This window comes from Streptomyces sp. NPDC002463, from assembly GCF_042889835.1.
GTDB classification, from domain to species: Bacteria; Actinomycetota; Actinomycetes; order Streptomycetales; family Streptomycetaceae; genus Streptomyces; species Streptomyces nymphaeiformis.
Genome location: NZ_JBIARL010000011.1, coordinates 202,667 through 227,859 on the forward strand (window position 1 = coordinate 202,667; position 25,193 = coordinate 227,859).

23 protein-coding genes are annotated in these 25,193 nt (G+C 72.6%); 11 read left to right on the forward strand and 12 right to left on the reverse strand.

What is annotated here, in order from left to right:
* Positions 1 to 53 precede the first annotated feature (53 nt).
* Together ACFYX3_RS23270 and ACFYX3_RS23275 are read left to right on the forward strand one after the other, a co-directional pair.
* Entirely contained in the window at positions 54 to 890 is an 837-nt protein-coding gene (locus ACFYX3_RS23270) for a helix-turn-helix domain-containing protein (RefSeq protein WP_389016386.1), read from the forward strand.
* The gene (locus tag ACFYX3_RS23275; RefSeq protein ID WP_382656565.1) at positions 887 to 1,078 is read left to right on the forward strand and encodes a DUF397 domain-containing protein; all 192 of its coding nucleotides are present in this window, start codon (positions 887 to 889) and stop codon (positions 1,076 to 1,078) included. The genes ACFYX3_RS23270 and ACFYX3_RS23275 overlap by 4 nt, the downstream gene beginning before the upstream one ends.
* Here the strand turns inward: ACFYX3_RS23275 and ACFYX3_RS23280 are convergent.
* A complete protein-coding gene (locus tag ACFYX3_RS23280) occupies positions 1,063 to 1,686 on the reverse strand; it encodes an FMN-dependent NADH-azoreductase (protein ID WP_389016389.1) in 624 nt (207 codons plus the stop codon). The genes ACFYX3_RS23275 and ACFYX3_RS23280 overlap by 16 nt on opposite strands.
* A 102-nt stretch (positions 1,687 to 1,788) precedes the next feature.
* Positions 1,789 to 2,739 carry an NADP-dependent oxidoreductase gene (locus ACFYX3_RS23285; protein ID WP_389016392.1) on the reverse strand — a complete coding sequence of 317 codons (951 nt, stop codon included), beginning with the start codon at positions 2,737 to 2,739 and terminating at the stop codon, positions 1,789 to 1,791.
* A 172-nt stretch (positions 2,740 to 2,911) separates the two neighbouring features.
* Between ACFYX3_RS23285 and ACFYX3_RS23290 the strand changes: the two genes are divergently transcribed.
* Positions 2,912 to 4,438 (forward strand): substrate-binding domain-containing protein, encoded by a 1,527-nt coding sequence (locus ACFYX3_RS23290; RefSeq protein ID WP_389016395.1) that lies wholly within the window; start codon positions 2,912 to 2,914, stop codon positions 4,436 to 4,438.
* Positions 4,439 to 4,465: 27 nt separating this feature from the next.
* Positions 4,466 to 6,385: a serine/threonine-protein kinase gene (locus ACFYX3_RS23295; protein WP_389016398.1), complete on the forward strand. Its 1,920-nt coding sequence runs from the start codon at positions 4,466 to 4,468 to the stop codon at positions 6,383 to 6,385.
* 16 nt (positions 6,386 to 6,401) lie between these two features.
* Here the strand turns inward: ACFYX3_RS23295 and ACFYX3_RS23300 are convergent, their stop codons facing one another.
* The 3 genes from ACFYX3_RS23300 to ACFYX3_RS23310 form a co-directional block, all read right to left on the reverse strand.
* Positions 6,402 to 6,734 carry a hypothetical protein gene (locus ACFYX3_RS23300; protein ID WP_389016401.1) on the reverse strand — a complete coding sequence of 111 codons (333 nt, stop codon included), beginning with the start codon at positions 6,732 to 6,734 and terminating at the stop codon, positions 6,402 to 6,404.
* Positions 6,734 to 7,402 carry a DUF6232 family protein gene (locus tag ACFYX3_RS23305; protein WP_389016404.1) on the reverse strand — a complete coding sequence of 223 codons (669 nt, stop codon included), beginning with the start codon at positions 7,400 to 7,402 and terminating at the stop codon, positions 6,734 to 6,736. Before ACFYX3_RS23305 ends, ACFYX3_RS23300 begins: the two co-directional genes overlap by 1 nt.
* Positions 7,403 to 7,476: 74 nt before the next feature.
* Positions 7,477 to 8,382 carry a LysR family transcriptional regulator gene (locus ACFYX3_RS23310; protein ID WP_376581898.1) on the reverse strand — a complete coding sequence of 302 codons (906 nt, stop codon included), beginning with the start codon at positions 8,380 to 8,382 and terminating at the stop codon, positions 7,477 to 7,479.
* Positions 8,383 to 8,482: 100 nt separating this feature from the next.
* On the opposite strand from ACFYX3_RS23310, the gene ACFYX3_RS23315 reads away from it, so the two are divergent.
* On the forward strand, positions 8,483 to 9,316 hold the full coding sequence (locus ACFYX3_RS23315; RefSeq protein ID WP_389016705.1) for an oxidoreductase: 834 nt from the start codon (positions 8,483 to 8,485) through the stop codon (positions 9,314 to 9,316).
* A gap of 22 nt (positions 9,317 to 9,338) precedes the next feature.
* Positions 9,339 to 11,123 carry a serine/threonine-protein kinase gene (locus ACFYX3_RS23320; protein WP_389016408.1) on the forward strand — a complete coding sequence of 595 codons (1,785 nt, stop codon included), beginning with the start codon at positions 9,339 to 9,341 and terminating at the stop codon, positions 11,121 to 11,123.
* 36 nt (positions 11,124 to 11,159) lie between these two features.
* Here ACFYX3_RS23320 and ACFYX3_RS23325 read toward each other — a convergent pair whose 3' ends face one another.
* Positions 11,160 to 12,443 carry an adenylosuccinate synthase gene (locus ACFYX3_RS23325; RefSeq protein ID WP_361168912.1) on the reverse strand — a complete coding sequence of 428 codons (1,284 nt, stop codon included), beginning with the start codon at positions 12,441 to 12,443 and terminating at the stop codon, positions 11,160 to 11,162.
* A gap of 110 nt (positions 12,444 to 12,553) precedes the next feature.
* On the opposite strand from ACFYX3_RS23325, the gene ACFYX3_RS23330 reads away from it, so the two are divergent.
* A complete protein-coding gene (locus tag ACFYX3_RS23330) occupies positions 12,554 to 13,384 on the forward strand; it encodes a diacylglycerol kinase (protein ID WP_389016413.1) in 831 nt (276 codons plus the stop codon).
* 62 nt (positions 13,385 to 13,446) lie between these two features.
* On the forward strand, positions 13,447 to 14,913 hold the full coding sequence (locus ACFYX3_RS23335; protein WP_389016416.1) for a hypothetical protein: 1,467 nt from the start codon (positions 13,447 to 13,449) through the stop codon (positions 14,911 to 14,913).
* On the opposite strand, the gene ACFYX3_RS23340 is transcribed toward ACFYX3_RS23335, so the two are convergent.
* Entirely contained in the window at positions 14,901 to 15,398 is a 498-nt protein-coding gene (locus ACFYX3_RS23340; RefSeq protein WP_389016419.1) for a GbsR/MarR family transcriptional regulator, read from the reverse strand. The genes ACFYX3_RS23335 and ACFYX3_RS23340 overlap by 13 nt on opposite strands.
* A gap of 75 nt (positions 15,399 to 15,473) precedes the next feature.
* Between ACFYX3_RS23340 and ACFYX3_RS23345 the strand changes: the two genes are divergently transcribed.
* On the forward strand, positions 15,474 to 16,373 hold the full coding sequence (locus ACFYX3_RS23345; protein ID WP_389016422.1) for an ATP-binding cassette domain-containing protein: 900 nt from the start codon (positions 15,474 to 15,476) through the stop codon (positions 16,371 to 16,373).
* Positions 16,370 to 17,935, forward strand: a complete 1,566-nt coding sequence (locus ACFYX3_RS23350) for an ABC transporter permease (protein ID WP_389016425.1) — start codon at positions 16,370 to 16,372, stop codon at positions 17,933 to 17,935. The genes ACFYX3_RS23345 and ACFYX3_RS23350 overlap by 4 nt, the downstream gene beginning before the upstream one ends.
* A gap of 190 nt (positions 17,936 to 18,125) precedes the next feature.
* On the opposite strand, the gene ACFYX3_RS23355 is transcribed toward ACFYX3_RS23350, so the two are convergent.
* Positions 18,126 to 18,533, reverse strand: a complete 408-nt coding sequence (locus ACFYX3_RS23355; RefSeq protein WP_376582076.1) for a MarR family winged helix-turn-helix transcriptional regulator — start codon at positions 18,531 to 18,533, stop codon at positions 18,126 to 18,128.
* 166 nt (positions 18,534 to 18,699) lie between these two features.
* Between ACFYX3_RS23355 and ACFYX3_RS23360 the strand changes: the two genes are divergently transcribed.
* Entirely contained in the window at positions 18,700 to 19,581 is an 882-nt protein-coding gene (locus ACFYX3_RS23360) for an alpha/beta fold hydrolase (protein ID WP_389016429.1), read from the forward strand.
* A 2-nt stretch (positions 19,582 to 19,583) separates the two neighbouring features.
* Here the strand turns inward: ACFYX3_RS23360 and ACFYX3_RS23365 are convergent, their stop codons facing one another.
* The 4 genes from ACFYX3_RS23365 to ACFYX3_RS23380 form a co-directional block, all read right to left on the reverse strand.
* Positions 19,584 to 20,780 (reverse strand): cytochrome P450, encoded by a 1,197-nt coding sequence (locus ACFYX3_RS23365; RefSeq protein ID WP_376581914.1) that lies wholly within the window; start codon positions 20,778 to 20,780, stop codon positions 19,584 to 19,586.
* 48 nt (positions 20,781 to 20,828) lie between these two features.
* A complete protein-coding gene (locus ACFYX3_RS23370) occupies positions 20,829 to 21,488 on the reverse strand; it encodes a response regulator transcription factor (protein ID WP_352027152.1) in 660 nt (219 codons plus the stop codon).
* Positions 21,485 to 22,810 carry a histidine kinase gene (locus ACFYX3_RS23375; protein ID WP_389016434.1) on the reverse strand — a complete coding sequence of 442 codons (1,326 nt, stop codon included), beginning with the start codon at positions 22,808 to 22,810 and terminating at the stop codon, positions 21,485 to 21,487. Before ACFYX3_RS23375 ends, ACFYX3_RS23370 begins: the two co-directional genes overlap by 4 nt.
* An 85-nt stretch (positions 22,811 to 22,895) precedes the next feature.
* Positions 22,896 to 25,118 carry an FG-GAP repeat domain-containing protein gene (locus ACFYX3_RS23380; RefSeq protein WP_389016437.1) on the reverse strand — a complete coding sequence of 741 codons (2,223 nt, stop codon included), beginning with the start codon at positions 25,116 to 25,118 and terminating at the stop codon, positions 22,896 to 22,898.
* Between the last annotated feature and the right edge of the window lie 75 nt (positions 25,119 to 25,193).

Consider the following 25,193-nt stretch of genomic DNA (forward strand, 5'->3'; position numbering starts at 1 on the left):
CGGGGAGCAGTTGAGACCGGTTGAGATCGGTTGAGTCCGAATGGGGAGCATGAATGGCACGAGCGGAAAACAAGGAAACGGTCGGCCCTGCGGCCCGTATGGCGGCCGCCGTGGCGAAGCGATTGCGCCAGAAGAAGGGCTGGACACAGGAGTACGAGGGCGCCCAGATGGGCTTTACGGGCGCGGCGATCAGCGCGATGGAACGCCTCATCCACCCGGTGAGCGACGACATGCTGGTCCAGCTCGAACGCGTACTGGGCGGCGGCACGGGCATCTTCGAGGAGATGCGGGAGCTCGTACGGCTGGAGAAGCTTCCGGAGCAGTTCCGGGGGTACGCACCGATCGAGCAGAAGGCGGTGGCGTTGTGCCTCTATGCGAACCACGTGGTGCATGGCCTGTTCCAAACGGAGGCGTACGCACGGGCGTTGATCGCGGGCGGGCACCCGGAGCCGACCTCGGAGCGGGTCGAGGAGCTCGTTGTCGCTCGCATGTCGCGGAAGGCTCTCTTCGACCGGAAGCCGGTCTGCGAGATCGAGTTAGTCCTCGACGAGTCGGTGCTGCGACGAACGATCGGTAGCGAGGAGGTCATGCGGGAGCAGTCGGCGTACTTGGCGGAGTGCGCCCGGAGGAGCAACGTGAACCTTCAGGTGCTTCCGCTGGATGCGGGGTTGGGGGGTGAGTACGCGGGCGCCCGGGGCGACCTGAACATCGTGGAGACCCCGGCCCACGACCACGTGACGTACCTGGAGATCCAGGGGGAGAGCCTGCTGATCACCGACCGGACGAAGGTCAGTGTCCATCGGCAGCGGTATGCGAAGATCCGGGCACAGGCCCTGGATCCGCGCAGGTCGCTGGGCGTCATCGAGGAGTTGGCGGGAGTACGGAGATGAACGAGACCCTGCACTGGTTCAAGTCCAGCTACAGCGACGACGGCGGGGGCAACTGCATCGAGGTCGCCCACGATCACCGGCCGGAAGGCGCAGCCGTCCACCTCCGTGACTCCAAGGTCCCGGACGGCCCCACCCTCACCGTGGAGCCGTCCTCCTGGAGCACCTTCCTCGGCTACGCGGCCGGCTGAACCGCCAGTTCCTTCGCCAGGGACTCCGCCGTCGCGAGGGACTCCGTGCGGGAGGTCTCGTACAGCGGGACGAGCTCGGCCATCGCGGGGACGTTCGGCGCCAGGGTCAGCTCCGGGACGATGAAGGTGACGTCCAGGCCGAAGACCTCGCCGAGGGTCAGCCGCAGGTAGCTCTCGACGTAGTCGTTGCCGTGCATCGGCGTGCCCTCGCGGTACGAGCCGCCCCGGCTGGCGACGACGACGGCCCGCTTGCCGGCGAGCGAGGGGCTCTCGGTGATCGAGGTGCGGCCGACGAGGAAGACGTGGTCCAGCCAGGCCTTCAGCGTGGAGGGGATCGTGTAGTTGTACATCGGGGCGCCGAGCAGGATCACGTCCGCCTGCTCGGCCTCCTCGATCAGCTGCCTGCGCAGCGCGAACGCGGGCTCCTCGCTGTCGGCGTAGTAGGCGTCCGCCTCCAGGTGCGGGATCGGTTCCGCCGCGAGGTCGCGGTAGATCACCGTCCCCTCGGGGTGCTCCGCCTCCCAGGTCGCCCGGAAGGCGGCGGTGACGGCGCGGGAGTGGGAGTTCTCGCCGCTGAAGGACGTGTCGATGTGGAGCAGCGTGGCCATGGGGATCGTCTCCTGAGTCGCAGGGGCTGGTGAGAGAGATCCTTCTTCCTCAACCAAAGTTGAGGTCCAGCCCCTACCCGACCTCTGTGACTCAGGTCACTCTCAGATCATCAGGATGATCCGGCCCGGCCGGTGTCCCGCCTCCGCCCTGCGGTGCGCCTCCGCGACCTCCTCCAGGGGCATCACGTCGGCCACCCGGGTGATCAGCTCCCGGTCGGCCACCTTCCGCAGGCTCTCCGCGAGCCGGGCGGCGTCCGGCACGGCCCGTACGGTCTCGACGCGGATGTCCCGCTCGGCAGCCGGGACCCGGTCGGGGGCCAGCGCCGCGAACACGCCGCCGGCCTTGACCACCGGAAGCAGTTCGGCGCCGACGAGCGCCCCGTCGAAGACCCCGTCGACCCCGTCCGGATCGCCCGCGATCACCTTCGCGACCACGTCCTCGGAGAGGCCGCGGGCGATGACGTGGTCCGCGCCGAGGACACGCAGTTCGGGCTCGTCGCCCTCGTGGGCGACGGCCACGACCCGCAGTCCGGCGGCATGGGCGTACTGGACCGCCAGGCGGCCCACCACCGCGCTCGCGCCGGTCACGAGGAGCGTCGCGCCCGGCGGGAGGTCGAGCCGTTCGAGGCCCTGCTGGGCGGTCGCCGAGGCCAGCGGGAGGGACGCGGCCACCGTGAACTCCACGTCGTCCGGGATCGGGGCCAGCCACTCCGGGTCGGCCCAGATGATCTCCGCGTACGTGCCGTCACCCGTCAGCATCTCGAACCAGGGCACGAAGCCGGCCACACGGGTGTCGGCCGCCATCCCGGGCACGGGATCGAGCAGCTTGCCGGCGAAGTCCGTCCCCAGGACGAAGGGGGGCGTGAGGTCGCCGACCGCGTCGGCGTACCGGCCGGCGCGGATCCGCAGGTCGGCCTGGTTCACTCCGGCCGCCTTCAGGGCCACCCGCACCTTGCCCGGCACGGCCCCTGCCTCCGGCCTGGGCCGCCGCGCCATCCTGAGGACCTCGGGTCCTCCGTATTCGGTCACTTCGACGACACGCATCGGGCGCATGGGGTTCTCCTCACACGGAAGGCCCCCTCGTGGCCATTACACCCACGCTCGAAGACCCCCGGCAACCCATGCCCGCCCACCCGAGTAGCCCTCCTTGAACGAAGGGCGAAGTCCAGGTGGCCGCCCGCTACGCCGCCCCCGCCCTCGCACAGGCGTCCGTACCCTCCCGGCCATGCAGTGGATAACCCCCGAGAACCTCATCGCCGTGGGGACGGCCCTCATCGGTGTCCTGGTCACCTTCGCCGTCGTCTGGATCGACCGGTTCTCGCCGCAGCGCAAGCGGCTCGGCTACCGCGTGCAGCTCAACACCCCGCTGCACCGCGAGGAGAACCAGGACAGCGAGGTGATGACCGTCCGGGAGGGCCAGGTCGTCGGCATCACCGCGCCCGAGAACGGATCCACGCTCGTCCTGCTCCGCATCGAGAACGACCGCGAGCTCGACATCAGCTCCGACGACTACGGCACCTCCACCGAACCCCACGGCCTGAAGATCACCTTCGGCGAGCGGACCGTCCAGGGCGTCGTCGCCACCGTCCCGGCCGGCTGGGAGTCCGTACGGGACGACCTGGAGCGCACCCCCAAGCTCGGCCGCAACGGGAACGCCGTCCTCGTCCCCAAGGTGGCCCTCGAACGCGGGCAGTACTTCAAACTGCTCGTCCAGCTCTCCGGCGGCGTCGCCGACCGCGACATCAAGATCGACGGAAGCCTCCACGGCGGCACCATCCGGCGCAACCGCAGCACCACGCCCGACGAGAAGCCCGCCAGGTTCAGCCCCACCGCGCGGAACGTCACCGTCGTCCTCACCGCCTGCGTCATGGTCCTGGCCGCGATCATCGTCCGCGAGCAGACCCCGCCGCCCATCGGCTGCGCCCGGGGCACCCTCACCGTCACCGGCTCCACGGCCTTCGCCCCCGCGCTGCGGGCGGCGGCCGAACAGTACGAGGAGGACTGCGAGGGCTCCACGGTGACCGTGGACGTGCACGGCTCCACCGCCGGGATCCGGGAGCTCGCCCAGGCCGGGAAGGACAAGGGAGCGCTCATCGCCCTCTCCGACGGGCGCAAGCCCGGCGGCTTCCCCGAACTGCGGGAGAACATGATCGCCGTCTCCCTCTTCACCCTCGTCGTGAACGACGGGATCCCCCTCGACAACCTCACCCTGGACGAGATCCGCGGCATCTACCGCGGCGAGATCCGCAACTGGGGGCAGCTCGTCCCCGGCGTCGACCGGCCGATCCTCCTCGTCAGCCGCGACGCCAACTCCGGCACCCGGCAGGTCTTCCAGCGCCGGGTCCTCGACCGCAACGAACCCGCCAACTCCTCCCAGGACTGCCAGACCTCCGACGACCCCGAGTCGAAGGTCATCCGCTGCGAACTCGACTCCACCGAACAGGTCCTCACCACCGTCGCCAAGCTCCCCGGCACCCTCGGCTACTCCGAACTCCGCGCCACCGAGGGGCGCGAGGGCCTGCACCGGGTGGCCGTCGACCGGCGGCGGCCCGTCGTGGAGGAGCTCGGCGAGTCCAGCTATCCCTACCGGGAGATCGAGTACGCCTACACCCGGGGCCTTCCGCCGGCCGACTCCCTGACCTCCAGCTTGCTCACCTACCTCCGGTCGGGGCGCGGCCAGGACGTCATCAGCGCGCACGGGCACCTGCCCTGCGCGACGCCGAAGGGGCTGAAGGTCTGCGCAGACGGCTGACGTGGCCGTCTGGCATGCTCTGGCGACGTGGAGCCTTTGAACCCGCAAGATCCGGTCAGCGTCGGGCCGTTCCGTCTGATCGGCCGCCTCGGGGTCGGCGGCATGGGCCGGGTGTTCCTGGCCCGCTCGGCCGGCGGGCGGACCGTCGCGGTCAAGGTCGTGCACGCGGAGCTGGCCGCCCAGGACGAGTTCCGGCGCCGGTTCGCCCGCGAGGTCGCCGCGCTCGAACGGGTCGGCGGCACCGGCACCGCGCCCGTCCTCGGCTCGGACACCACCGCCGACTCGCCGTGGGTCGCCATCGGATACGTCCCCGGGCCCTCGCTGCGGACCGTCGTCGGCGACGAGTTCGGACCGCTGCCGCCCGCGACCGTACGGGCCCTGGCCTCCGGCCTCGCCCGCGCCCTCGACCACATCCACACCGCCGGACTCGTCCACCGCGACCTCAAGCCGTCCAACGTGCTCCTCACCGTCGACGGGCCGCGGATCATCGACTTCGGCATCGCCCGCGCCGTCGACACCGTCGCCGACGGCGGCAACCTGACCACCACCGGCGCGGTCGTCGGCTCCCCCGGCTACATGTCGCCCGAGCAGGTCCGCAGCGACGACGTCGGCCCCGCGTCGGACGTCTTCTGCCTCGGTTCCGTGCTCGTGTACGCCGCGACCGGCCGCGCCCCCTTCGGCACGGCGGACAGCGGCGTCCACGCCACGATGTTCCGCATCGCCCACGACGAGCCCGACCTGACGGGCCTTCCGGCCGAGCTCACCGGACTCATCCGGGCCTGCCTCGCCAAGGACCCGGCCGCACGGCCCACGGCGACCGAGATCGTCGAGACCCTCCCGGTCGCGGATCCGTGGCTCCCCGCGGACGTCCTGGCGCGCTTGGGGCGGCATGCGGCACAGCTCCTGGAGGCGGAGGGGGCGGCGCTCGCCGAGAGGACTCCCGCGGGGGCGGGCGGCGCGGGCGGTCCCGGCGACACAGGGGCCTCGGGGACTTCTGGGACTTCCGGCCCCTCTGGGACTTCCGGCTCCTCTGAGACCGGGCCTTCCGGGGCCGCCGACACCGAGCCCTCCGCGCCCGCCGCGCGCCGGCGCCGGGGCCGTACCGCACTCCTCGCCGCCGTCACGGGCCTCGCCGTCGCGGCGGCGGCCACCGTCGCGTACACGTACTGGCCCGGCAGCGGCGGCGACGGGAAGGGCGGCGGAGGCCGTCCCCACGGGATCGTCCCCGCCGCCTTCCTCGGCGCCTGGGAGGGCGTCCTCCAGGGCTCGCCCGAGTCCCCCCGGGAGACCGCCCGGATCGAGATCACCCAGGGCGCCGCGGGCTCCAAGAGCGGAATCTACGTCCAGGTCGCCGAGAACCGGCTGTGCATGGGCCGCTCCCGGCTCGTCTCGGCCGACGAGGACAAGGTCGTCTACGGCGAGTCCGTCGTGACCACCAGCGTCCCCGCCGCGGGCTGCACCGCCGCCGCCCGCCAGACCCTCACCCTGCGCTCCCCCGAGGTCCTGGAATGGACCTCGGGCACCGTGAAGACCACCCTCCGCAAGGCCCGGAGCGGACCGGCGGCCGTCCCCGCCCGCTTCCTCGGCCACTGGTCGCGCATCCCCGCGCCCGAGATGTACGGCGCCGACGACAGCCGCTTCACCTCGGAGGTGACGATCACTCAAGGCCCGGTCGGCGCACCCGTGATCAGCGTCATCGACGGCTACCCCCGCACGATCGACGGCGTGAACACCTCCGAGGACTGGTCCTGCGGCACCACGGCCGTCCTCGGAGGCTCCGGCGACGTGCTGGTCCTCGGCCCCAGCCAGCGGGACACGACCGCCTGGGACCGCGAATGCCAGGAGGGCCTCTCCCGCTTCATGGTCGTCGACAAGCTGAAGGGCAAGGACCGGCTCCTCGTCTACCCGATGCTCGACGGCGAACCGAACGAGTACTACCGGTCCTGAGGCCCTCCTGTGCCGCTCAGCCCCCGAGCAGCCCGAGGATCTGGTGGACCAGGGCGAGCGCGGCCGCGCCGGCCGGACCCACCGACTCCAGGATCCCGCCGACCCGCTCCAGGGCGCCGCGCCGCGCCTCCGGCCCCGCGGAGCCCTCGATCTCCGGCTCGGCGGCCTCCACGGTCCGCGCCGCGAACGGCCCCAGACTGCCCCGCAGCTCCTGGAGAAGCGGCAGCAACTCCTGGACGGCACGCTCCACTTCGGCTGAGCTCGTGGCGACTGCCCGTTTGTCGATGCCGACGCTGTTGTGGGTCTGGTTCATGTTCACGACGTCGCCGTAGTAGTTGTCCCCGGCCATCACTTCGCCACCCCCGTGTTGCCGCTGCCGCCGTACATGTTCACGGTGTCCCCGAAGAAGTAGTCGCCGTAGTTGGTGATCGTCAGCGCCCCCACCGAGGCCTGGAACTCGGCGTCCGGCTTGTCGATCGCCTCGGCGACCTGGCGGACGAGCCGGTTCAGGTATTCGCGCTTCCCCGTCACCATGGCGGTGGAGCGTCCGTTCGTCTCGATGGCCAGGACGTCGTGTGAGCCGGCGAAGATCACGGAGGCGCTTTGGGCGCCGAAGTAGATCAGCATGGCCAGAGCGAGGACCCGGGCGAGCCCTACGAAGCCGGCGGCGTCGCTGCTGCTGGAGCCGTACGAGCTCGACGACGAATCCGAGGCGAACGTCAGGAGCAGGTACAGGGCGAGCGTGAACCCACCCCGTTTCAGGAAGCGGACGAAGGCCTCCGCACGCCGGGGCCGGAGCACGAAGGTGTAGACGCGGACGATGTTCTCCAGCGGGTAGGCGCCTCCATGCACCCAGAGCAGCCGCTTGCTGATGACAAGACTCTGCTGGGGCGGCAGCTGGGCCGCGGCGGCGCGGGCGGCGAGCTCCCGCTCCGGCTCCTTCCACGGCCTCGACGACGGCGACGCCGGAGTCGGTGGCCGCGTCGGCTTCGGCGGCGGCGTTTCGTTCGTTCCCATGCGTCCCCCCGAGATGGAACCGCTGTGACGTGCCCCTCATTACGCAGCCGAACCACCCGTCCCACAAGGCGAGTTCAGGCCTCGCGGGAGACGACTTCGGACACCGCGCGGGCGTAGTCGTGGACCAGCGGGCGGGGATCGGCCGCGCGCCAGGCGAGGGCGAAGCGGCTCGGGGTGACGCCGCGGACGGGGCGGGTGACGACGCCGCCGCGGGTGAGGACCGGCGCGTTCCCGGCGGCGACCAGGCAGATGCCGAGGCCGTCGACCAGCGCCTCGTACGTCTCGTCCGCGCTGGCGATCTCGGCGCCGACGACCGGCGGGCGGCCGCCCCGGGCGTCCACGGCCAGCCAGTGGTCGCGGAGTTCGGGACCGGTCGCGGGGAGGGCGAGGAAGGGCTCGTCGAGGAGCTCGGCGAAGTCCAGGCCGTCGCGGGCGGCCAGCGGATGGGCCTCGGGGAGGGCGACGAGCCGGGGCTCGGTGGCGACGACGACCCAGCGGAAACGGTCCGCCCCGGGCAGCGGCAGCCACACGAAGGCCACGTCGCTGGTGCCGTCCGCCAGGCCGGCCGTCGGGTCCTCCCAGCCCACCTGGCGCAGCCGCAGCCGGGCCTCCGGGTGCGCCTCGGTGAACCGGGACCGGATCGCGGGCAGCAGCCCGCCACGGCCCGGGCTGGTGCTCATCCCGACGACCAGGGTGCCGTCGGCGGCCGCCCTGGCCCGGCCCACCGCCGCCTCGCCCTCCTCCCAGGCGGCGAGCACGGCCCGCGCGTGCGGCAGCAGGGCCGTACCGACGGGGGTGAGTGCCACGCCCTGCCGGTCCCGGTCGAAGAGGGGCGCCCCGAGCTGCCGCTCCAGGGAGCGGACCTGCTTGCTGAGCGCGGGCTGCGAGACGTACAGCCGCTCGGCGGCGCGCGTGAAGTGGAGCTCCTCGGCGACCGCGACGAAGTACCGGAGATCCCGCCCGTGCACATCCATAACCATGGGCTATCACGCCGGATCTTGGACGAACAACGCCACGCCGTCCCAAGCTTGTTGGGACAGCGAGCCGCCGGACGGCGGCACCCACGAGGGGAACACGAACATGAGCAAGGTCTGGCTGATCACCGGCGCCAACAGCGGCTTCGGACGCGCCTTCGCCGAGGCGGCGATCGCCGCGGGCGACGTCGTCGTCGCCGCGGCCCGACGCACCGAGAGCCTGGACGACCTGGTCGCCGCCCACCCCGACCAGGTCGACCCGGTCGCCCTGGACGTCACCGACACGGCCGCCGTCGACCGGGTCGTCACCGCGCTCGTCGAGCGCCACGGCCGCGTCGACGTCCTCGTCAACAACGCGGGCCGCACCCACGTCGGCTCGGTCGAGGAGACCTCCGACGAGGACCTGCGCTCCCTCTTCGACGTCCACGTCTTCGGCCCCGCCGCCCTCACCCGCGCCGTCCTGCCCCACATGCGGGCCCGCCGCTCCGGCGCGATCGTGCAGCTCAGCAGCGTCGGCGGCCAGATGTCGATGGCCGGCTTCGGGGCGTACAGCGCGACCAAGTTCGCCCTGGAGGGCATGTCGGAGGCGCTGGCCGCCGAGGTCGGCCCGCTCGGCATCAAGGTCCTGATCGTCGAGCCCGGCGCCTTCCGCACCTCGCTCTTCGGCAACGGCAAGAGCCTCAGCACCGACACCGTCGCCGACTACGCCGACACGGTCGGCGCCACCCGCGCCTACGTCGAGACCGGCGCCGGCACCCAGGCGGGCGACCCGGCGAAGGCCGCGGCCGCGGTCCTCACGGCCCTGAACGCGGACGAGACGCCGTTGAGGCTGGCCCTCGGCGACGACTCGATCGACGCCGTCCACGCCCACCTGGACCAGGTCCGCGCGGACCTGACCGCCTGGGACAAGGTCGGCCGGGACACGAAGCTGGACTGCTGACGGTCTGTGCGAGGATCCGCCGATGGACCAACTCCGTGCGGAAGAACCGGCGTTCATAGGGCCCTACCGTCTCGTCGGCCGCCTCGGCGCCGGCGGCATGGGCGTCGTCTACCGCGCCGAGGCGCCTGACGGACGAACGGTGGCGGTCAAGCTCGTACGGTCCGAGGCGGCGGCGGACGAGGAGTTCCGCCGCCGCTTCGCCCGTGAGGTACGGGCGGCGCGGCTCGTCGGCGACGAGTGGACCGCGCGGGTCCTCGACGCCGACACCGCGGCCGACGTGCCCTGGGTGGCCACCGAGTACGTCCCCGGCCCCTCGCTCCGAGCGGCCGTCGAAGGCAGCCTCGGCCCCCTGCCGGCGGCCTCGGTGCTCGTCCTCGCCCACCGCCTCGGCCTGGCGCTCCGCGCGATCCACGGGGCCGGCCTGATCCATCGCGACCTGAAGCCGGCCAACATCCTGCTGACCGTGGGCGGACCCCGCGTGATCGACTTCGGCATCGCCCGGCGGATCGCCCTCTCCTCCGAGAGCGACCTCACCCGGACCGGGGTCCTGGTCGGCTCGCCCGAGTTCATGTCGCCGGAACAGGTGCGGGGCGAGGAGGTCACCGCGGCGAGCGACGTCTTCGCGCTGGGCGCGGTCCTCGCGTACGCGTCGACGGGCCGCGCCCCCTTCAGCACCGGCGACCCGGCCTTCCACGGCCTCCTCTTCCGCGTGGCCTACGAGGACCCGGACGTGGCGGGCGTCCCGGAGACGGTCGCGGAGCTCGTCCAGGACTGCCTGGCGAAGGACCCGGCGGACCGCCCGACGATGGACGTGGTCGTCTCCCGCACCCGCAAGGCCCTCGGCGGCAGCTGGCTCCCCCCGGACCTCCTGGCCCGCCTGGACGAGGACGCGGCGGACTTCCTGCGGGCGGCCCCGCGCGACGGGAAGCGGTCTCCGGTCACCGCGCCGGTGCGAGCCTCCGTGAAGGCCCCCATGGCGGTGCTCTCGCCCGAGGCGCGGCGCGGATTCCGGAGGTTCCTCCGTGTCGGGGGCCGTCTCCTCACGGCGCTGGTCGTCGGTACCGCCACCGTCGCCTACACGGGAGTCGGGCCCGCTCCGTCCTTCGCGCTGCCGTCGGACGGGACGACGGAGGACAAGCGGTTCTCCGGGGTGTGGCGCCTGACGTCGTACGAGCGGGACGAGCCCTTCCTCATGCGGCTGGACATCCACAACTCGACCCGGCTCGGCAGACCGGCGGGAACCTTCGTGGCCGCCACGAGCACGACCGTCTGTCAGGGCGAGCTCGCCCTGACCAGCCGTACGGAGCCGACGATCGTCATGTCGGCGTTCCAGGTGACGCGCAGCTCGCCTTCCGGCGCCTCGACGGAGGAGTGCGGGCTTCCGGACCATGTGACCCTCGGCCTGGAACCGGATCACTCCGGCGGCTACGCCTGGCAGGTGACCGAGTCCCTGTCCGAGACCGCACGGAAGATCCCGGCACCCAAGCCCGAGGTGCCCCCGAAGTTCTGGAACGCGTGGAGCACGGGGCAGGGCCTCGTCGTGATCATCCGGCCGGGGGCCCTCGGAGACCCGGCCGTGAGAACCGTGCAGACCGGGGCGGGAAGACACTGCGAGTCGACGGCCCGCGTGCTGAGCGTCGAAGGCGGTGTCCTCTTCACCACTCCGTCCGTGCTCGACGAGGCCGCGTCGGAGTACGCGTGCGTGGCGGACCGCATCGCCTGGATCTACAAGACCGACCCCAAGAACCCGTCGGGGCTCCTCCGCGAGTCCGAATACGGCGCGCGCCGCCTGCGCCTCGTGAAGTAGAGGCGCGGGCGGCGCGCGGCGGCCTGCGGGTGCTTCCTACAGGAACGAGTTGATCTCGATCGTCTCCGTGCGGCCGGGGCCGACGCCGATCGCGGAGATCGGGGCGCCGGACATCTCCTCCAGCGCCTTCACGTACGCCTGCGCGTTCTTCGGCAGGTCCGCGAAGGTCTTCGCCTTCGTGATGTCCTCCGACCAGCCCGGCAGCATCTCGTAGATCGGCTTCGCGTGGTGGAAGTCGGTCTGCGAGTACGGCAGCTCCTCGACGCGCTTGCCGTCGATCTCGTACGCGACGCAGACCGGGATCTGCTCCCAGCCGGTGAGCACGTCGAGCTTGGTGAGGAAGAAGTCCGTCAGGCCGTTCACGCGGGTCGCGTAGCGGGCGATGACCGCGTCGAACCAGCCGCAGCGGCGGTCACGGCCGGTGGTGACACCGCGCTCGCCACCGATGCGGCGCAGCGCCTCGCCGTCCGCGTCGAAGAGCTCCGTCGGGAACGGGCCGGCGCCGACACGGGTCGTGTACGCCTTGAGGATGCCGATGACGCGGCTGATCTTCGTCGGGCCCACGCCCGCACCCGTGCAGGCGCCGCCCGCGGTCGGGTTCGAGGAGGTGACGAAGGGGTACGTGCCGTGGTCGACGTCGAGCAGGGTGCCCTGGCCGCCCTCGAAGAGCACGACCTTGTCGTCGTCGAGCGCCTTGTTGAGGATCAGCGTGGTGTCCGCGACGAACGGCTTGATCTGCTCCGCGTACTGGAGCATCTCCTCGACGATCTGCTCCGCCTCGATCGCGCGGCGGTTGTACAGCTTCGCGAGCAGCTGGTTCTTGCCCTCCAGCGCCGCCTCGACCTTCTGGGTGAGGATCGACTCGTCGTACAGGTCCTGGACCCGGATGCCGACGCGGTTGATCTTGTCGGCGTAGGTCGGGCCGATGCCGCGGCCCGTGGTGCCGATCTTGCGCTTGCCGAGGAACCGTTCCGTCACCTTGTCGAGCGTGACGTTGTACGGGGTGATCAGGTGGGCGTTGCCGCTGATCAGGAGCTTCGACGTGTCGACGCCGCGCTCGTTCAGTCCGCTCAGCTCGGAGAGCAGGACCGCCGGGTCGACGACGACACCGTTTCCGATCACCGGGGTGCACCCCGGTGAGAGGATTCCGGAAGGGAGGAGATGCAGCGCGTACTTCTGGTCGCCGACGACGACCGTGTGGCCGGCATTGTTGCCGCCCTGGTAACGCACCACGTAGTCCACGGATCCACCGAGGAGGTCGGTGGCCTTTCCCTTGCCCTCGTCACCCCACTGAGCACCGAGCAGCACAAGTGCGGGCACAGGCGTACACCCCTTCCGGGCGGGGCATGTCCAAGGTCAGGGGGCGTACGCCGCCTCACCGGTGTGCCCCGGAATAGACGAAGCCCCTGGCGCAATAGCGCAAGGGGCTCTTGCACAAAGATGCTACCCGAGGAAGGACCGAGGTGTCGGATCACGACCAGCTGCTGGTCATCGTCGACCCGGTCGCCCGCCGAAGTGACGGCGAGTCCGTACGGATCGCGAAGGATGTCCTGTCCGCGGGCGCGGAAGCGAAGATCTGCCTGCCGGACGGCCCCGAGGAATTCTCCCGGGCCCTGGCCAGGCGCGGTTCCCGGCGCCCCGTCGTCCTCGGCGACGACCGCGCGCTGCTGCGCACGGTGGCCCTGCTGCACCGCGAGCGGGAGCTCGCCGAGGGGGCCCTCTCGCTCGTCCCCATCGGCCCCCCGGACGCCCTGGAAGTGGCCCACGCGCTCGGCGTGCCGCGCTCCACGCCGGCGGCGGCCCGCGCGGTCCTGCACGGTGCCGTCCGCCGCCTCGACCTGCTCGTCGACGACAGCGACGGCGTCGTCCTCGGCGACCTCCTGGTACCGGGCATGCCCGCACTCGCCCAGGCGCCGCCGTCCGTCTGGGGGACCTGCCGCTCCCTCGTCCGTACGCTGGTCCGCCCGGCGCCCCCGGCCGCGGCCGCGACCCGGCTCCGGGTGGAGGCGGACGGGGTGCTGCTCGCCGATGTCGACGCCCCGGTGGAGGGCCTGTCGGTCCGCTCGGCGGGCGGTACGGCGGAGGTGACCGTCCGCCCGCTCGCGGCCCCCGCGCGGCACGCGACCGCCCGCACCCTCACCGTCTCGGGCCCCGACTTCCGCTACCGCGCCGACGGCCGCCTCTCGGGGCCGGTGCGGCGGCGGACGTGGACGGTCAGGCCGGGGGCCTGGGGGCTGACGCTGCCCCTGGATGCCGCCTAGGGTCGGGGCACATTGACCGGGTGGGTGGGGGACGTGCGATGACGGGTGGGGTGACGTCCGCGATGACGTCTGCGCTGGACTTCGAGAAGACGGCGGCGGAGCTGGAGCGGTACCGGCGAAGAGCCGGCCGGCTGATCGGCGCGGGGGTGGTGACGCTCGTCCTGGCCGTCGGCGCTTCGGCGCTGGTCATCGGCACATGGGCCTCCGATGCGGCCTCCTGGCTCTTCGCGCTCGGGATCCTCTGTCTGGTCTTCGGGACCGGCTCGCGGTTCAACGCGCGGCGGATCCGGCGGGCCCTCGGCGCGGGCACCTGGTCGGCGCACCCCGCCGCGGCGGTCGCCCGGACCGGACACGCGACGAGCCTCGTCCTGCGCGCCCCGGACGGCGCCGAGGCGTGGCCGCTGACGGTGATCGCGACCCGGCAGCGGTACGAGCAGGTGCGGCCAGGACCGGACGGCGTACTGTGGTGGTGCGGCGACCCTCGCGTGGGCGGGGTCGTCACGCCGCCCGGCGGCGGGCCGCTGATCTGGGCGAAGCCGCTGCGCGGCGAGCGCGTGCGGCGGCGGATCCTCGCGCAGGCGGAGTCGGAGGGGCTGATGCGGCGGGCGGCGCCTCGGCAGCCACAGGGACCGCTGCCCGCGCCCGCGCCCACCACGGTGGACGAACTCCACGACCCCTACGACCGCATCTACGCCGCCCCCTATGACGGCCCCTACGACAACCCCGACGCCGCCCCCGACGACACCCCCTACGCAGCCATGGACCGGCCTCCCGTCGTCGTGGACGGCGCCCTCATGGACCGCCCTCCCGTGCCCCTCGACTCGCCGCCCCCCGCCCCCGGGCCGACCTACGCCGTGCTCGCCTCGCACGCCCGGCGGCAGGCCACCCCCCAGGGCAAGGCGCTCCGCCCGGAGGCGGACGTGCGCGAGGTGCCGTGGTGGCGGGTGCGGAGCCTGCGGCGGATCGCCGGGGTGCCCCGGGTGCTGGTCGCGCTCGCGTTCTGCGCCGCCGTGGGCGCGCTCCTGCTGACCGGGCCGCCACAGGAGGACGCGTTCAAGCTGTACGCCGTGGGCGCGCTGACCCTCGGTGCGCTCGCGTACTCCTGCTACCAGCTGCTGACCACCGGCCGCCCCGCCGTACGGATGATGGCCCGGGCCGCGACCACCTACCCGCCCCGCCTCCGCCGCTACGTCCTGCTCTTCCACCCCGAGGGCGGCGCGCCCGTCCTGGTGACGTTCCCGGGGCACGGCGGTCTGCACGCCCGGCCCGACGGGGTGATCCCGCTGATTCCGCCCGGCCCGCGGAAGGAGCCGCGTCGCGGGCTGCCGGCCCTGCCCGTCGGCACGATCCGCCTGCACGGCTGGCACTGGCCGGACTTCACCGAGGACGGCCGCTTGCCGCTCGTGGTGCCGTGGATCGGCGGGCGCCCCCTGTGGCCGGCGGGGCCGTACTGGGAGGACGACGGGCGTCCGGAGTTCGCCGCGCTCCTGGAGCGGCTCGCCCCGCCGCTGGACTCTCAGACCCTCTGAGCCTGCGCGTCCTTGTGGGCGCGCCAGCGGTCCATGATCCCGGCCATCTCGCCGTGCAGGAAGGCGAAGAACTCGGCCGTCTCCGCGATGCGGCGGCCCGCCGCGCTGTCCGTCCCGAGGGTCGCGGCGCCCTCGTCGAGGACCTTCTCCCAGCGGGTGAGGGTCTGGTCGCGGCGGGTGAACGTCTCGTACCAGAGCTCGTTGTGGAGGACGTACCGCTCGCGGCGGGTGCCGGGGTCGCGCTCGCGGCTGACCATGCTGACCTGGGAGAGGTAGCGGATCGCGCCGGAGACGGCGGCCGGGCTGATCCGCAGCTGGTCGGCCAGCTCGGCCGAGGTCATGGAGGCCGTCTCGGAGGCGAGGAGCGCGGCGAAGACGCGGCTCGCCATCCGCTGCATGCCGGCGGCGGTCATCTCGGCCGCGAACCGCTCGACGAAGCGGGAGACCGCCTCTTCCCCGGTCGTTTCCTTGGGCGTCGTCGTCATGTTCCCCACTCTAAGCGCGGATTCATGCGTTTCCTGAACTTCACAAGTTTGTGAAATGAGCGTACGTTCTGAAGCATGACGAAGGCAATCAGCGTCGTCGGACTCCACAAGTCCTTCGGGCGCACCCACGCCCTCGACGGCCTCGACCTCACCGTCGAGACCGGCGAGGTCCACGGTTTCCTCGGCCCCAACGGCGCCGGCAAGTCGACCACCATCCGCGTCCTCCTGGGCCTGCTGCGGCCCGACGCCGGCGCCGCCCAGCTCCTCGGCCGCGACCCCTGGCGGGACGCCGTCGAGCTGCACCGCCGGATCGCGTACGTCCCCGGCGACGTGACGCTCTGGCGCAACCTGTCCGGCGGCGAGGTCATCGACCTGTACGGACGGCTGCGCGGGAACGGGGGGCTCGACAAGGCCCGGCGCGCCGAGCTGATCGAGCGCTTCGAACTCGACCCCACCAAGAAGGGCCGCACCTACTCCAAGGGCAACCGGCAGAAGGTCGCGCTCGTCGCCGCCTTCGCCGCCGACGTCGACCTGCTCGTCCTCGACGAACCGACCAGCGGCCTCGACCCGCTGATGGAGGAGGTCTTCCAGAGCTGCGTGGAGGAGGCCCGGCAGCAGGGGCGGACGGTACTGCTGTCCTCCCACATCCTCAGCGAGGTCGAGGCGCTCTGCGACCGGGTCAGCATCGTCCGCAAGGGCCGGACGGTGGAGTCGGGTTCGCTCGCGGAGCTGCGGCACCTGACCCGCACCAGCGTCACCGCCGAACTCGCCGGACCGCCCAACGGCCTCGCCCACCTGCCGGGCGTCCACGGCCTGGACGTGACGGGCAGCCGCGTGAAGTTCCAGGTGGACACCGACAAGCTCGACGCCGTCCTCCGCTCCCTGACCGCCTCCGGCGTCCGCTCCCTGACCTCCACCCCGCCCACCCTGGAGGAGCTCTTCCTCCGGCACTACACGGACGAGGTGGCGTCATGAACCTCGCCGGAACCGGCGTCCTCACCCGGCTCGCGCTGCGCCGCGACCGGCTGATGCTCCCCGTCTGGGCGCTCGTCACCGGCGGCATGGTCGCGAGCGGCGCCGGCTCCCTGGAGGGCCTGTACGGCACGGCCGCCGAACGGGCCGAGCTCGCCGCCTCCATGACCGCCAACAGCTCGATGCGCGCGATGTACGGGCCCGTCTTCGGCGACTCCCTCGGCGGGCTCGTCGCCTGGCGCTTCGGCACCTTCGGCGCGGTCCTCGCCGCCGTCGCGAGCCTGATCGTGGTGGTCCGGCACACCCGCGAGGAGGAGGAGACGGGCCGTCAGGAGATGCTGTCCGCCGGGGCGGTGGGCCGCCGGGCCCCGCTGACGGCGGCGCTCCTCGCCGCCCTCACCCTCAACACCGCCGTCGCCCTCGTCGTCACCGCCGGCCTCGCCGGGCAGGGCGCGACCGGGGCGCTCGCGCTCGGTCTGGCGATCGGCGGCACCGGCATGGTCTTCGCGACCACGGCCGCGCTCGCCGCACAGCTCACGGAGAGCGCCCGGCTCGCGAAGGGCCTGTCGGCGGCCGTCCTGGGCCTGGCGTTCGCGCTGCGGGCGGCCGGCGACGCGGGTACGGCGGGTGGGGAATCGGTCCTGACCTGGGTCTCCCCGATCGGCTGGGCCGAACACGTCCGCGCCTTCGCCGGCGAGCGCTGGTGGGTGCTGCTCCTCATCGCCGGGGCCGTCCTGATCCAGACGGCCGCCGCGTACGCGCTCACCGCCCGCCGGGACGTCGGCGCGAGCTTCCTCGCGACCCGGCCCGGCCCCGCCCAGGGGCGGCTCGCGACGGCCGGGGCGCTCGCGTGGCGGCTCCAGCGCGGCACGCTCCTCGGCTGGTCGCTCGGTTTCCTGCTCGGCGGGCTCGTCTTCGGCGGGATGGTCGAGGGCGCGGCCGACATCGTCGGCGACAACGAACGGGCCCGGGAGATCTTCGAGCGGATGGGCGGCCAGAGCGCGCTGACCGACGCCTTCCTCGCCACCATGGTCTCCCTGTTCGGGATGCTCGCCGCGCTGTACGCCGTCGGCTCCGTGCTGCGGCCGCACGGCGAGGAGACCTCCGGCCGGGCCGAACCGCTCCTCGCGGGCGCCCTCGGCCGGCTCCGCTGGGCCGCCGGGCACCTGGTCATCGCCTTCGCCGGCTCGGCCCTGATCCTGGTCCTCGCCGGACTCGGCCTCGCCCTCTCGTACGGGCACGAGCTCGGCCCCGTCCTGGGCGCCGCGCTCGTCCAGCTCCCCGCCGTGTGGACGCTCGCCGGGCTCGCCGTGCTCCTCTGGGGCGCCGCCCCGAAGGCCGCGACCGCCGCGTGGGGCGTGGCCGGCCTCTGCCTGGCCCTCGGCTGGATCGGCCCGGCCCTCGGCCTGCCGCAGGCCGTCCTCGACGCCTCCCCCTTCGGCCACCTGCCGAAGCTGCCGGGCCCGGAGATGGCCTGGACCCCGGTCCTGATCCTGACGGCCCTGGCAGCCGCCCTGACGGCGGCGGGGCTCGCGGGGCTGCGGCGCCGGGACGTGCTGAGCTGAGAACTCCGGGAGCCGTACTGCTCCGCGACGTACGGCTCAGGCCCGCGTCGCACAGTTCAACCCCGCGCCGCGCAGCTCAGGCCCGCGACGTACAGCTCAAGCCCACGTCGCACAGCTCAAGCCCACGTCGCACAGCTCAACCCCGCGTCGCACGGCTCAGGCCCGCGACGCCGGATGCGGCCCGTACGCCTCAGGCCCGTGACGCCGGCATGAGCGTGCGGGCCAGTACCTCCAGCGCCTCCGTGACCTCCCGGAGGCGCTGCGGGTCGTCCGACCCCAGCGCCGCGGCGAGCGCACCCTCGATCCGGGTGGCCCGCACCTCCGCCACACGCTCGGACGCCTCCGCGGCCGGGCGCACGAGCACCCGGCGCCGGTCGGCGGGGTCAGGGACGGCCAGCACCGAACCGGCCTCCTTCAACCGGGCCACGGCCGTGGACACCTGGCTCTGCGGCAGACCGGTCCGCGCGGCGATCTCGCCGACGGCGCTGTCGGGGTGGGCGGCGATGTCACCGGCGACGATCAGCACGAGGCGCGCGCTGCCGGCGTACCGGCCCTCGCCGCCGGGGGGCTCGGGCAGCGACTCCTCACCGAGCTTCATCAGGACGCGGCCCAGCAGGAACAGTTCGGCTCCATTCACCCCGCCAAACTACATCCGATTCGATTCATCCATCTCGATGCATCGGGGTTGATGTATCGAGTTGGATGGAATAACGTCGAGGAGAGACGGAGGGCGCAACGCCCGCCGCACGCGGAGGGGGAGAACCATGACCGGCACCACGACCATGACCACGGCGGCCGCGACCATGACCGAGGGCACGCTCGACGTTCCCGGGGCGGTCCTGCACTACCAGGTCCGGGGTACCGGCCCGACGCTGCTGATCTCGCAGAGCGGCGAGGGCGACGCCGACCGGAGCGCCGACCTCGTCCGCCGGCTCACCGACTCCTACCGCGTGATCACCTACGACCGTCGCGGCCTCTCCCGCAGCCGGCTCGACGCACCCGAGCGGGGGGTGACGCTGGTCGAGCACGCCGACGACGTCCACCGCCTCCTCACCGCCCTCACGGACACGCCCGCCCTGATGCTCGGCTGCAGCCTGGGAGCCGTCGTCGGACTGCACACCGCCGTGCGTCACCCCGGACTGATCCGGATGCTCGTCGCCCACGAGCCGGTCGCCCCGCGCCTGCTGCCCGCGCGGGAGCGCGCCCACCACGAGCGGGAGCTCACCGCCCTCCAGGAGCTGTACCGCCGGGACGGCCTCTCCGCCGCGCTGCCGGAGATCGCCCGGACCCTGGGCATAGACCCGGCCCGCGCCGATGCCGAGCCGGGCCTGACGCCCCAGCCGATGAACGCCCGGCGCGTCGCCAACTTCGACCACTTCATCCGCCACGACTTCACCGCGATCGTCCACGACACACTGGACCCCACCGCGCTGGACCCCACCGCGCTGGCGCACTCCGGCACGCGCATCGTCCCCGCCGCCGGCCGGACCACCCCGCGCACCGTCTTCGACCACCTCTGCGCGACCTCCCTGGCCGAGCTCGTCGGCGAGGAGCTGGTGGAGTTCCCCGGCGGGCACAACGGCAACACCAGTCACCCGGAGGCGTACGCGACCCGCCTCCGCCAGGTCCTGGCGGAGGCGTCATGACCTCACACCTCCACGAGCAGCTCCTCGAAGCCCCGGATGACGTACCCGGGCCTCCACACCGGTTCCGCCGCGAGCCTCAGACCCGGCGCCTGTCGCAGCAACTCGCCGAAGACGGCGTGCAGTTCGAGGCGGGCGAGCGGTGCGCCGAGGCAGTAGTGGATGCCGGCGCCGAAGGTGATGTGCGGGTTGTCGGCGCGTTCGAGGTCGAGGACGTCGGCGGTGGGGCCGAAGCGGGCGGGGTCGCGGTTGGCGGAGCCGAAGAGGAGGGCGACCTCGGAGCCGCGCGGGAGGGTGACGCCGCCGAGCTCGATGTCGTCGAGGACCCAGCGCTCGAACATCTGGAGCGGGGTGTCGTACCGCAGAAGTTCTTCCACAGCTGTGGACAACTTTTCGAGATCCGGACGGACGCCCTCCCGGAGCAGCGTCCACCAGCCGTTGACCGTGGTGTTCACGGTGGCCTCGTGGCCGGCGTTCAGGAGCAGGACGCAGGTGGAGATCATCTCCTGTTCCGTCAGTTCCTCGACCGCGATCAGGGAGGAGATCAGGTCCTCCCCCGGGCTCTTCCGCCGCCGCGCGATGAGCTCCCTCAGATAGTCCGAGAACTCGACCGAGGCCTGGACCGCCCGCCGCGCCGTCTCCTCCGAGGGATTCAGCTCGAACATCCCGCAGATCGCCGCCGACCAGGGCCGCAGCCGCCCCCGCTCCTCGTCCTCCGCCGGGATGCCGAGCATCTCGGCGATCACCGCGACGGGCAGGGGCTCGGCGACCCGGGCGAGCAGATCGCCGCCGCCGTCCGCGACCAGTCCCCCGACGAGGTCGGCGGCCAGGCGCCGTACCGTCGGCGCCAGGTTCTCCACGGTCCTCGGGGTGAACGCCTTCGAGACGAGACGCCGGATCCGCGTGTGGTCGACCGCCTCCAGATCGAGCAGTCCGTGGTCGTTGAGCGTGTGGAACGGCTCGTACGCGGCGTCCGGTGCCGTCCGCCCGAACTCCTCGTGCGTGAAGCGATGGGTGTACGTGCGGCCCAGGCGCCGGTCCCGGAGGAGCGCCGACACGTCCTCGTAGTGCGGGATCAGCCACTGGCGGGTGGGGCCGTGCCAGTGCGCGCGGCCGGCGGCGCGCAGCCGGGCGTAGGCGGGATAGGGATCGGCGACGAACTCCGGCGACCAGGGGTCGTACACAGCGTCAACAGCGTCCATGGACGGACGCTACCCCCGGACCCCGGGCACCGCCCCCGTACCGGCGCCTCAGCCGCCGACCCGCACCAGTCCCGCCTCGTACGCGAAGACCGCCGCCTGCGTGCGGTCGCGCAGGCCCAGCTTCACCAGGATCCGGCTGACGTGGGTCTTGATCGTCGACTCGGCGACGACGAGGTGGTCGGCGATCTCGGCGTTCGACAGGCCCTGCGCGATGAGGACGAGGACCTCCGTCTCCCGCTCGGTCAGCTCCCCGATCTGCGCCATCGCGGGCGGGCGCGTGGCGCTCGGCGCCTTCGCGAACTCGGTGATCAGCCGCTTGGTGACGGTCGGCGCGAGCAGCGCCTCGCCGGCCGCGACCACCCGGACGCCGTCCGCGAGCTGCCGGGCCGAGGCGTCCTTGAGGAGGAAGCCGGAGGCCCCGGCGCGCAGCGCCTGGTACACGTACTCGTCGAGGTCGAAGGTCGTCAGGACGAGCACCTTCGCGTCCGCGTCGGCGGCGACGATCTCCCGGGTGGCCTCGATGCCGTTCAGCTCGGGCATCCGGATGTCCATGAGGACGACATCGGGGCGGAGGGCGGCGACCTGGGCGATCGCCTCCCGGCCGTTGACGGCCTCGCCGACGACCTCGATGTCCGGCATCGCGCCGAGCAGCACGGAGAAGCCCTCGCGGACCATCATCTGGTCGTCGACGATCAGTACGCGGATCACTGTCCGGCCCCCTCACGGATGTCCTCACGGCTCACGGGGACGAAGGCCGTCACCTCGTACCCACCGTCGTCGGTGGCCTCGGCGGTCATCTCCCCGCCGAGCATCGTCACACGCTCCCGCATACCGGTGATGCCGTGCCCTGCCCCGGGGGACGGTTTGACGAGACCGCGCGCCGGGCCGTTGGCGACCCGCAGGCCGAGACCCCCGAGGACGTAGCTGACCTCGACCTTCGCCGCCGCGCCCGGCGCGTGCCGGAGCACGTTCGACAGGGCTTCCTGGACGATCCGGTACGCGGAGAGCTCCACGCCCTGCGGCAGCTCGCGCACCGCGCCGGTCACGGTCTTCTCCACGTCGAGCCCGGCCTCGCGGACGTTGCCGACGAGCGCGTCCAGGTCGGCGAGGGTCGGCTGCGGGGCGTCGGGCGCCTCGTAGTCCTCGGCGCGGACGACCCCGAGGATGCGGCGCAGTTCGGTCAGCGCGGCGACGGCGTTCTCCCGGATCGTGAGGAAGGCCTGCTCCAGCTCCGGCGGCGGGTTCTCCACGCGGTAGGGCGCGGCCTCCGCCTGGATGGCGACCACCGACATGTGGTGGGCGACGACGTCGTGCAGTTCCCGCGCGATGGTCGTCCGCTCCTCCAGGAGGGTCCGCTTCGAACGCTCCTGCGCGGTGACGGTCTGCTGGGCGGTGACCTCGCGGGTCGCCTGGCGGCGGACCTGGAAGACGGTGACGGTGAGGAGGACGAGGGCGGCGACGAACAGCATCGGGATGGCGTCGGTGCCGCCGCCCATCCCGAGGAACGTCTCGGCGAAGACCGCGTAGCCCGCCGTCCCGACCCACATCCACACGGCGGTACGGGGCCGGGTGCGGGCGGCGACGACGGCGAGGACCACGAGGTGGGCGGCGAACGAGTTGGCCGCCCAGGGCCAGCCGGTGATGAAGCCGGAGAGGTACCCGATGAACGGCGTCGTGCCGAGCGACGCCCAGAAGGAGAGGACCGGCCGGACCAGGGTCAGCAGCACGATCACGGCCGGCGCGAGGGCGGACACGAGCCCGATGGGACCGATGGCGCCGCTGTAGCGCGCGAGGCCGACCATGAACACGATCAGCGCCGCGAAGGCGACGACCGCGTGCGGCAGCAGACCGGCGTACGCCCGTATCCGCTCCGGCAGGAACCGCGTCGGCCCGCTGTTCACGTCCATGCGCGGGAGCGGCCGGTAGGCGAAGGCGTCGTGGAAGAGTTCCTGGCGCAGCCCGCCGAGCGCCACCTGCACCAGGCGGAACTCGGGGCTGCGGCTCGTCTCGGGGGACTGTGTCTGGGTCACACCGAAACCGTACGGGCGGCGGGGGACCCGGTCGTCCCGCTGGATGCGGATCCTTCCGGGTCCCCCTTGAGGACTAGGGCAGCCTTCAGAGGACGCTGTTGAACTTGCTGCCCTCGCCCGCGTACAGCGACGTCGTCTGACGGCTGAAGGGGGCGGTGGCGACGCCCGTCGAACGGTAGACGTAGGTGCCGCCGGAGCCGTACGCGATCAGGTCCGGGCGGCCGTCGTTGTCGAGGTCGCCGGCGCCGACGAGCTGGGAGAAGGCGCCCCAGCCGCCGCCGATCCGCACGCGGAGCGAGAAGCCGCCGGTGCCGTTGCCCTGGTAGAGCCAGAGGACGCCGGAGGTGTCGCGGGCGATCAGGTCACCGGCGGCCGAGCCGGCGATGTTCCCGACGGCGGTGAGCTGGTTGTAGCCCTGCCAGCTGCCGCCGCGGCTCACACGGGCCGCGTACGGCTTCGCGTAGTTGCCCGTGCCCTTGTAGAACCACAGGGTGCCGGCGCCGTCCGTGGCCACCAGGTCGGCACGGCCGTCGCCGTCGAGGTCCGAACCGCCGGCGATCTTGTTGTAGATCTGCCAGCCCGTGCCGACCTTCACCCGGGTGGCGAAGGTGCCGTCGCCCTTGCCGAGGTAGAGCCACTGCACGCCGGCCGTGTCGACCGCGATCAGGTCGCCGGTGGCGGCGCCGCCGACGTTTCCGACGGACTCGATCTGCTTGTAGGTGTTCCAGCCGCCGCCGATCTTCGTCCGCAGCGCGGGCTTGACCTGGCCGTTCACCGGGCGGTCCCGCAGGTCGTCGCGCCACAGCACGCCGGCGGCGTCCCGGGCGAGGACGTCGGTGGAGCCGTTGTTCGTGTAGTCGTGCGGGTCGGCCGTCCGGGTGACGTTCATGAGCCAGCCCTGGGAGGCCGGCTCGCCGGTGCCGTCGACCGGCGTCGCCTCGGCCTCGACGGCGTACGTGCCGTTCGGCGCGTCCAGGCCGGCGATGACGCCGTCCCAGTCGAAGGAGAACCGGGTGCCGCTCGCGGGGGCGGTCAGGCGCTTGGTGAACTCCTTGCCGGTGGCGGTGTGCGTGAGGGTGACGTCCACGACGGCGTCGGCCCGCGACAGCGTCCAGCCCAGGGTCACCTTGCCGCCGGTCTGGTCGAGGTCGACCGCGTCGGGGACGTGGACCTGCTGGATCGACAGCGGCTCCCACACCTCCGGCGTCCCCGTCGCGGCGAGCTTGGTGACGACCGGGGTGCCGTCCGCGGCGGCCGCGACACGGAACAGGCCACTGCCGTCGGCGGCCCGGCTGCCCTGGAGCACCGCGCTGCCGTCCGCCGAGGCGGCCGAGGCCGACGCCGTGACACCGAGGTCGGTGACCGCGCCGGTGGCGAGGGAGACGGCCTTGGCAGGGGTCGACTCGTTGCCGTAGACCAGCGAGCCGCCCACGAGCTCGTAGTACCAGGGGGTCTGGCGGGAGCCGATGACGGTCTTCTCGACCTTGTGCGTCGTGCGGTCGACGGACGTCACGTACAGGCCGGTGCCGGCCGCGTAGTCGAGCCAGGCGACGTGCGAGCCGGAGAACATCAGGCTGGTGAAGTCGTACCCGGACTCGACGGAGGCGTAGGTCTCGGTCGCGGTCTCGGTGGCCAGGTCGATCAGCGCCCGGCCGCCGGTCCGCGCGTCCGCCGGGCCGGTCGCGTACCCGACGAGGATGTGGCCGTCCTTGACCGTCGAGCCGGTGAACTCGGTGGCGTCGGCGGGCAGCCCGGCGATCTTCCGGCTGGTCGTCGTGGTGCCGTTCTTGGTCACGACGTGCAGCTCCGCCGTGCCGTCGTCGTGCGTGATCTGCGCGAGGACGCTCGTCGGGCTCAGTACGGCGACGTAGTTGCCCTTCAGCGCGGCGAGGTCGATGTCGACGCCCGCGGCGAACGGGTCGGCCATGTTCCGCAGGGTGAGCTTGCGCATCTGGACGGTCCAGCTCGCGTCGCCGAGGACGACGACGTCGCCGCCGGACATGGCGAAGCCGCCGTCCTCGGGCTCCTGGATCCGGTGGGACTTCCCGCCGTCGTACGGCGTCCAGAGCAGGGTCCTGTTGTACGACTGGTCGAAGGACCAGCTGAGGAGACCGGTGGCGCCCATGCCCCCGAGCGTGGAGCCCTCGGGGAAGACGGGAGCGGCGGTGGCCTGGTCGGCGGAGGCCGTCGCCGACGTGGCCGCGAAGGCGGCCGGGGCGGTGGCCAGGGTGCCGGCGCCCAGGGCGGTGGCGGCGAGGACGACCGTGACGGCCAGAGCGAGACGGCTGCCGGTGGTGCGGAACTGCAAGGTGAACCCCCACGAGAAGATCGGACACGGGAGTGCCGTGCCCGATGAGACTCGCGATCAGTTCGAAGGGTTGTA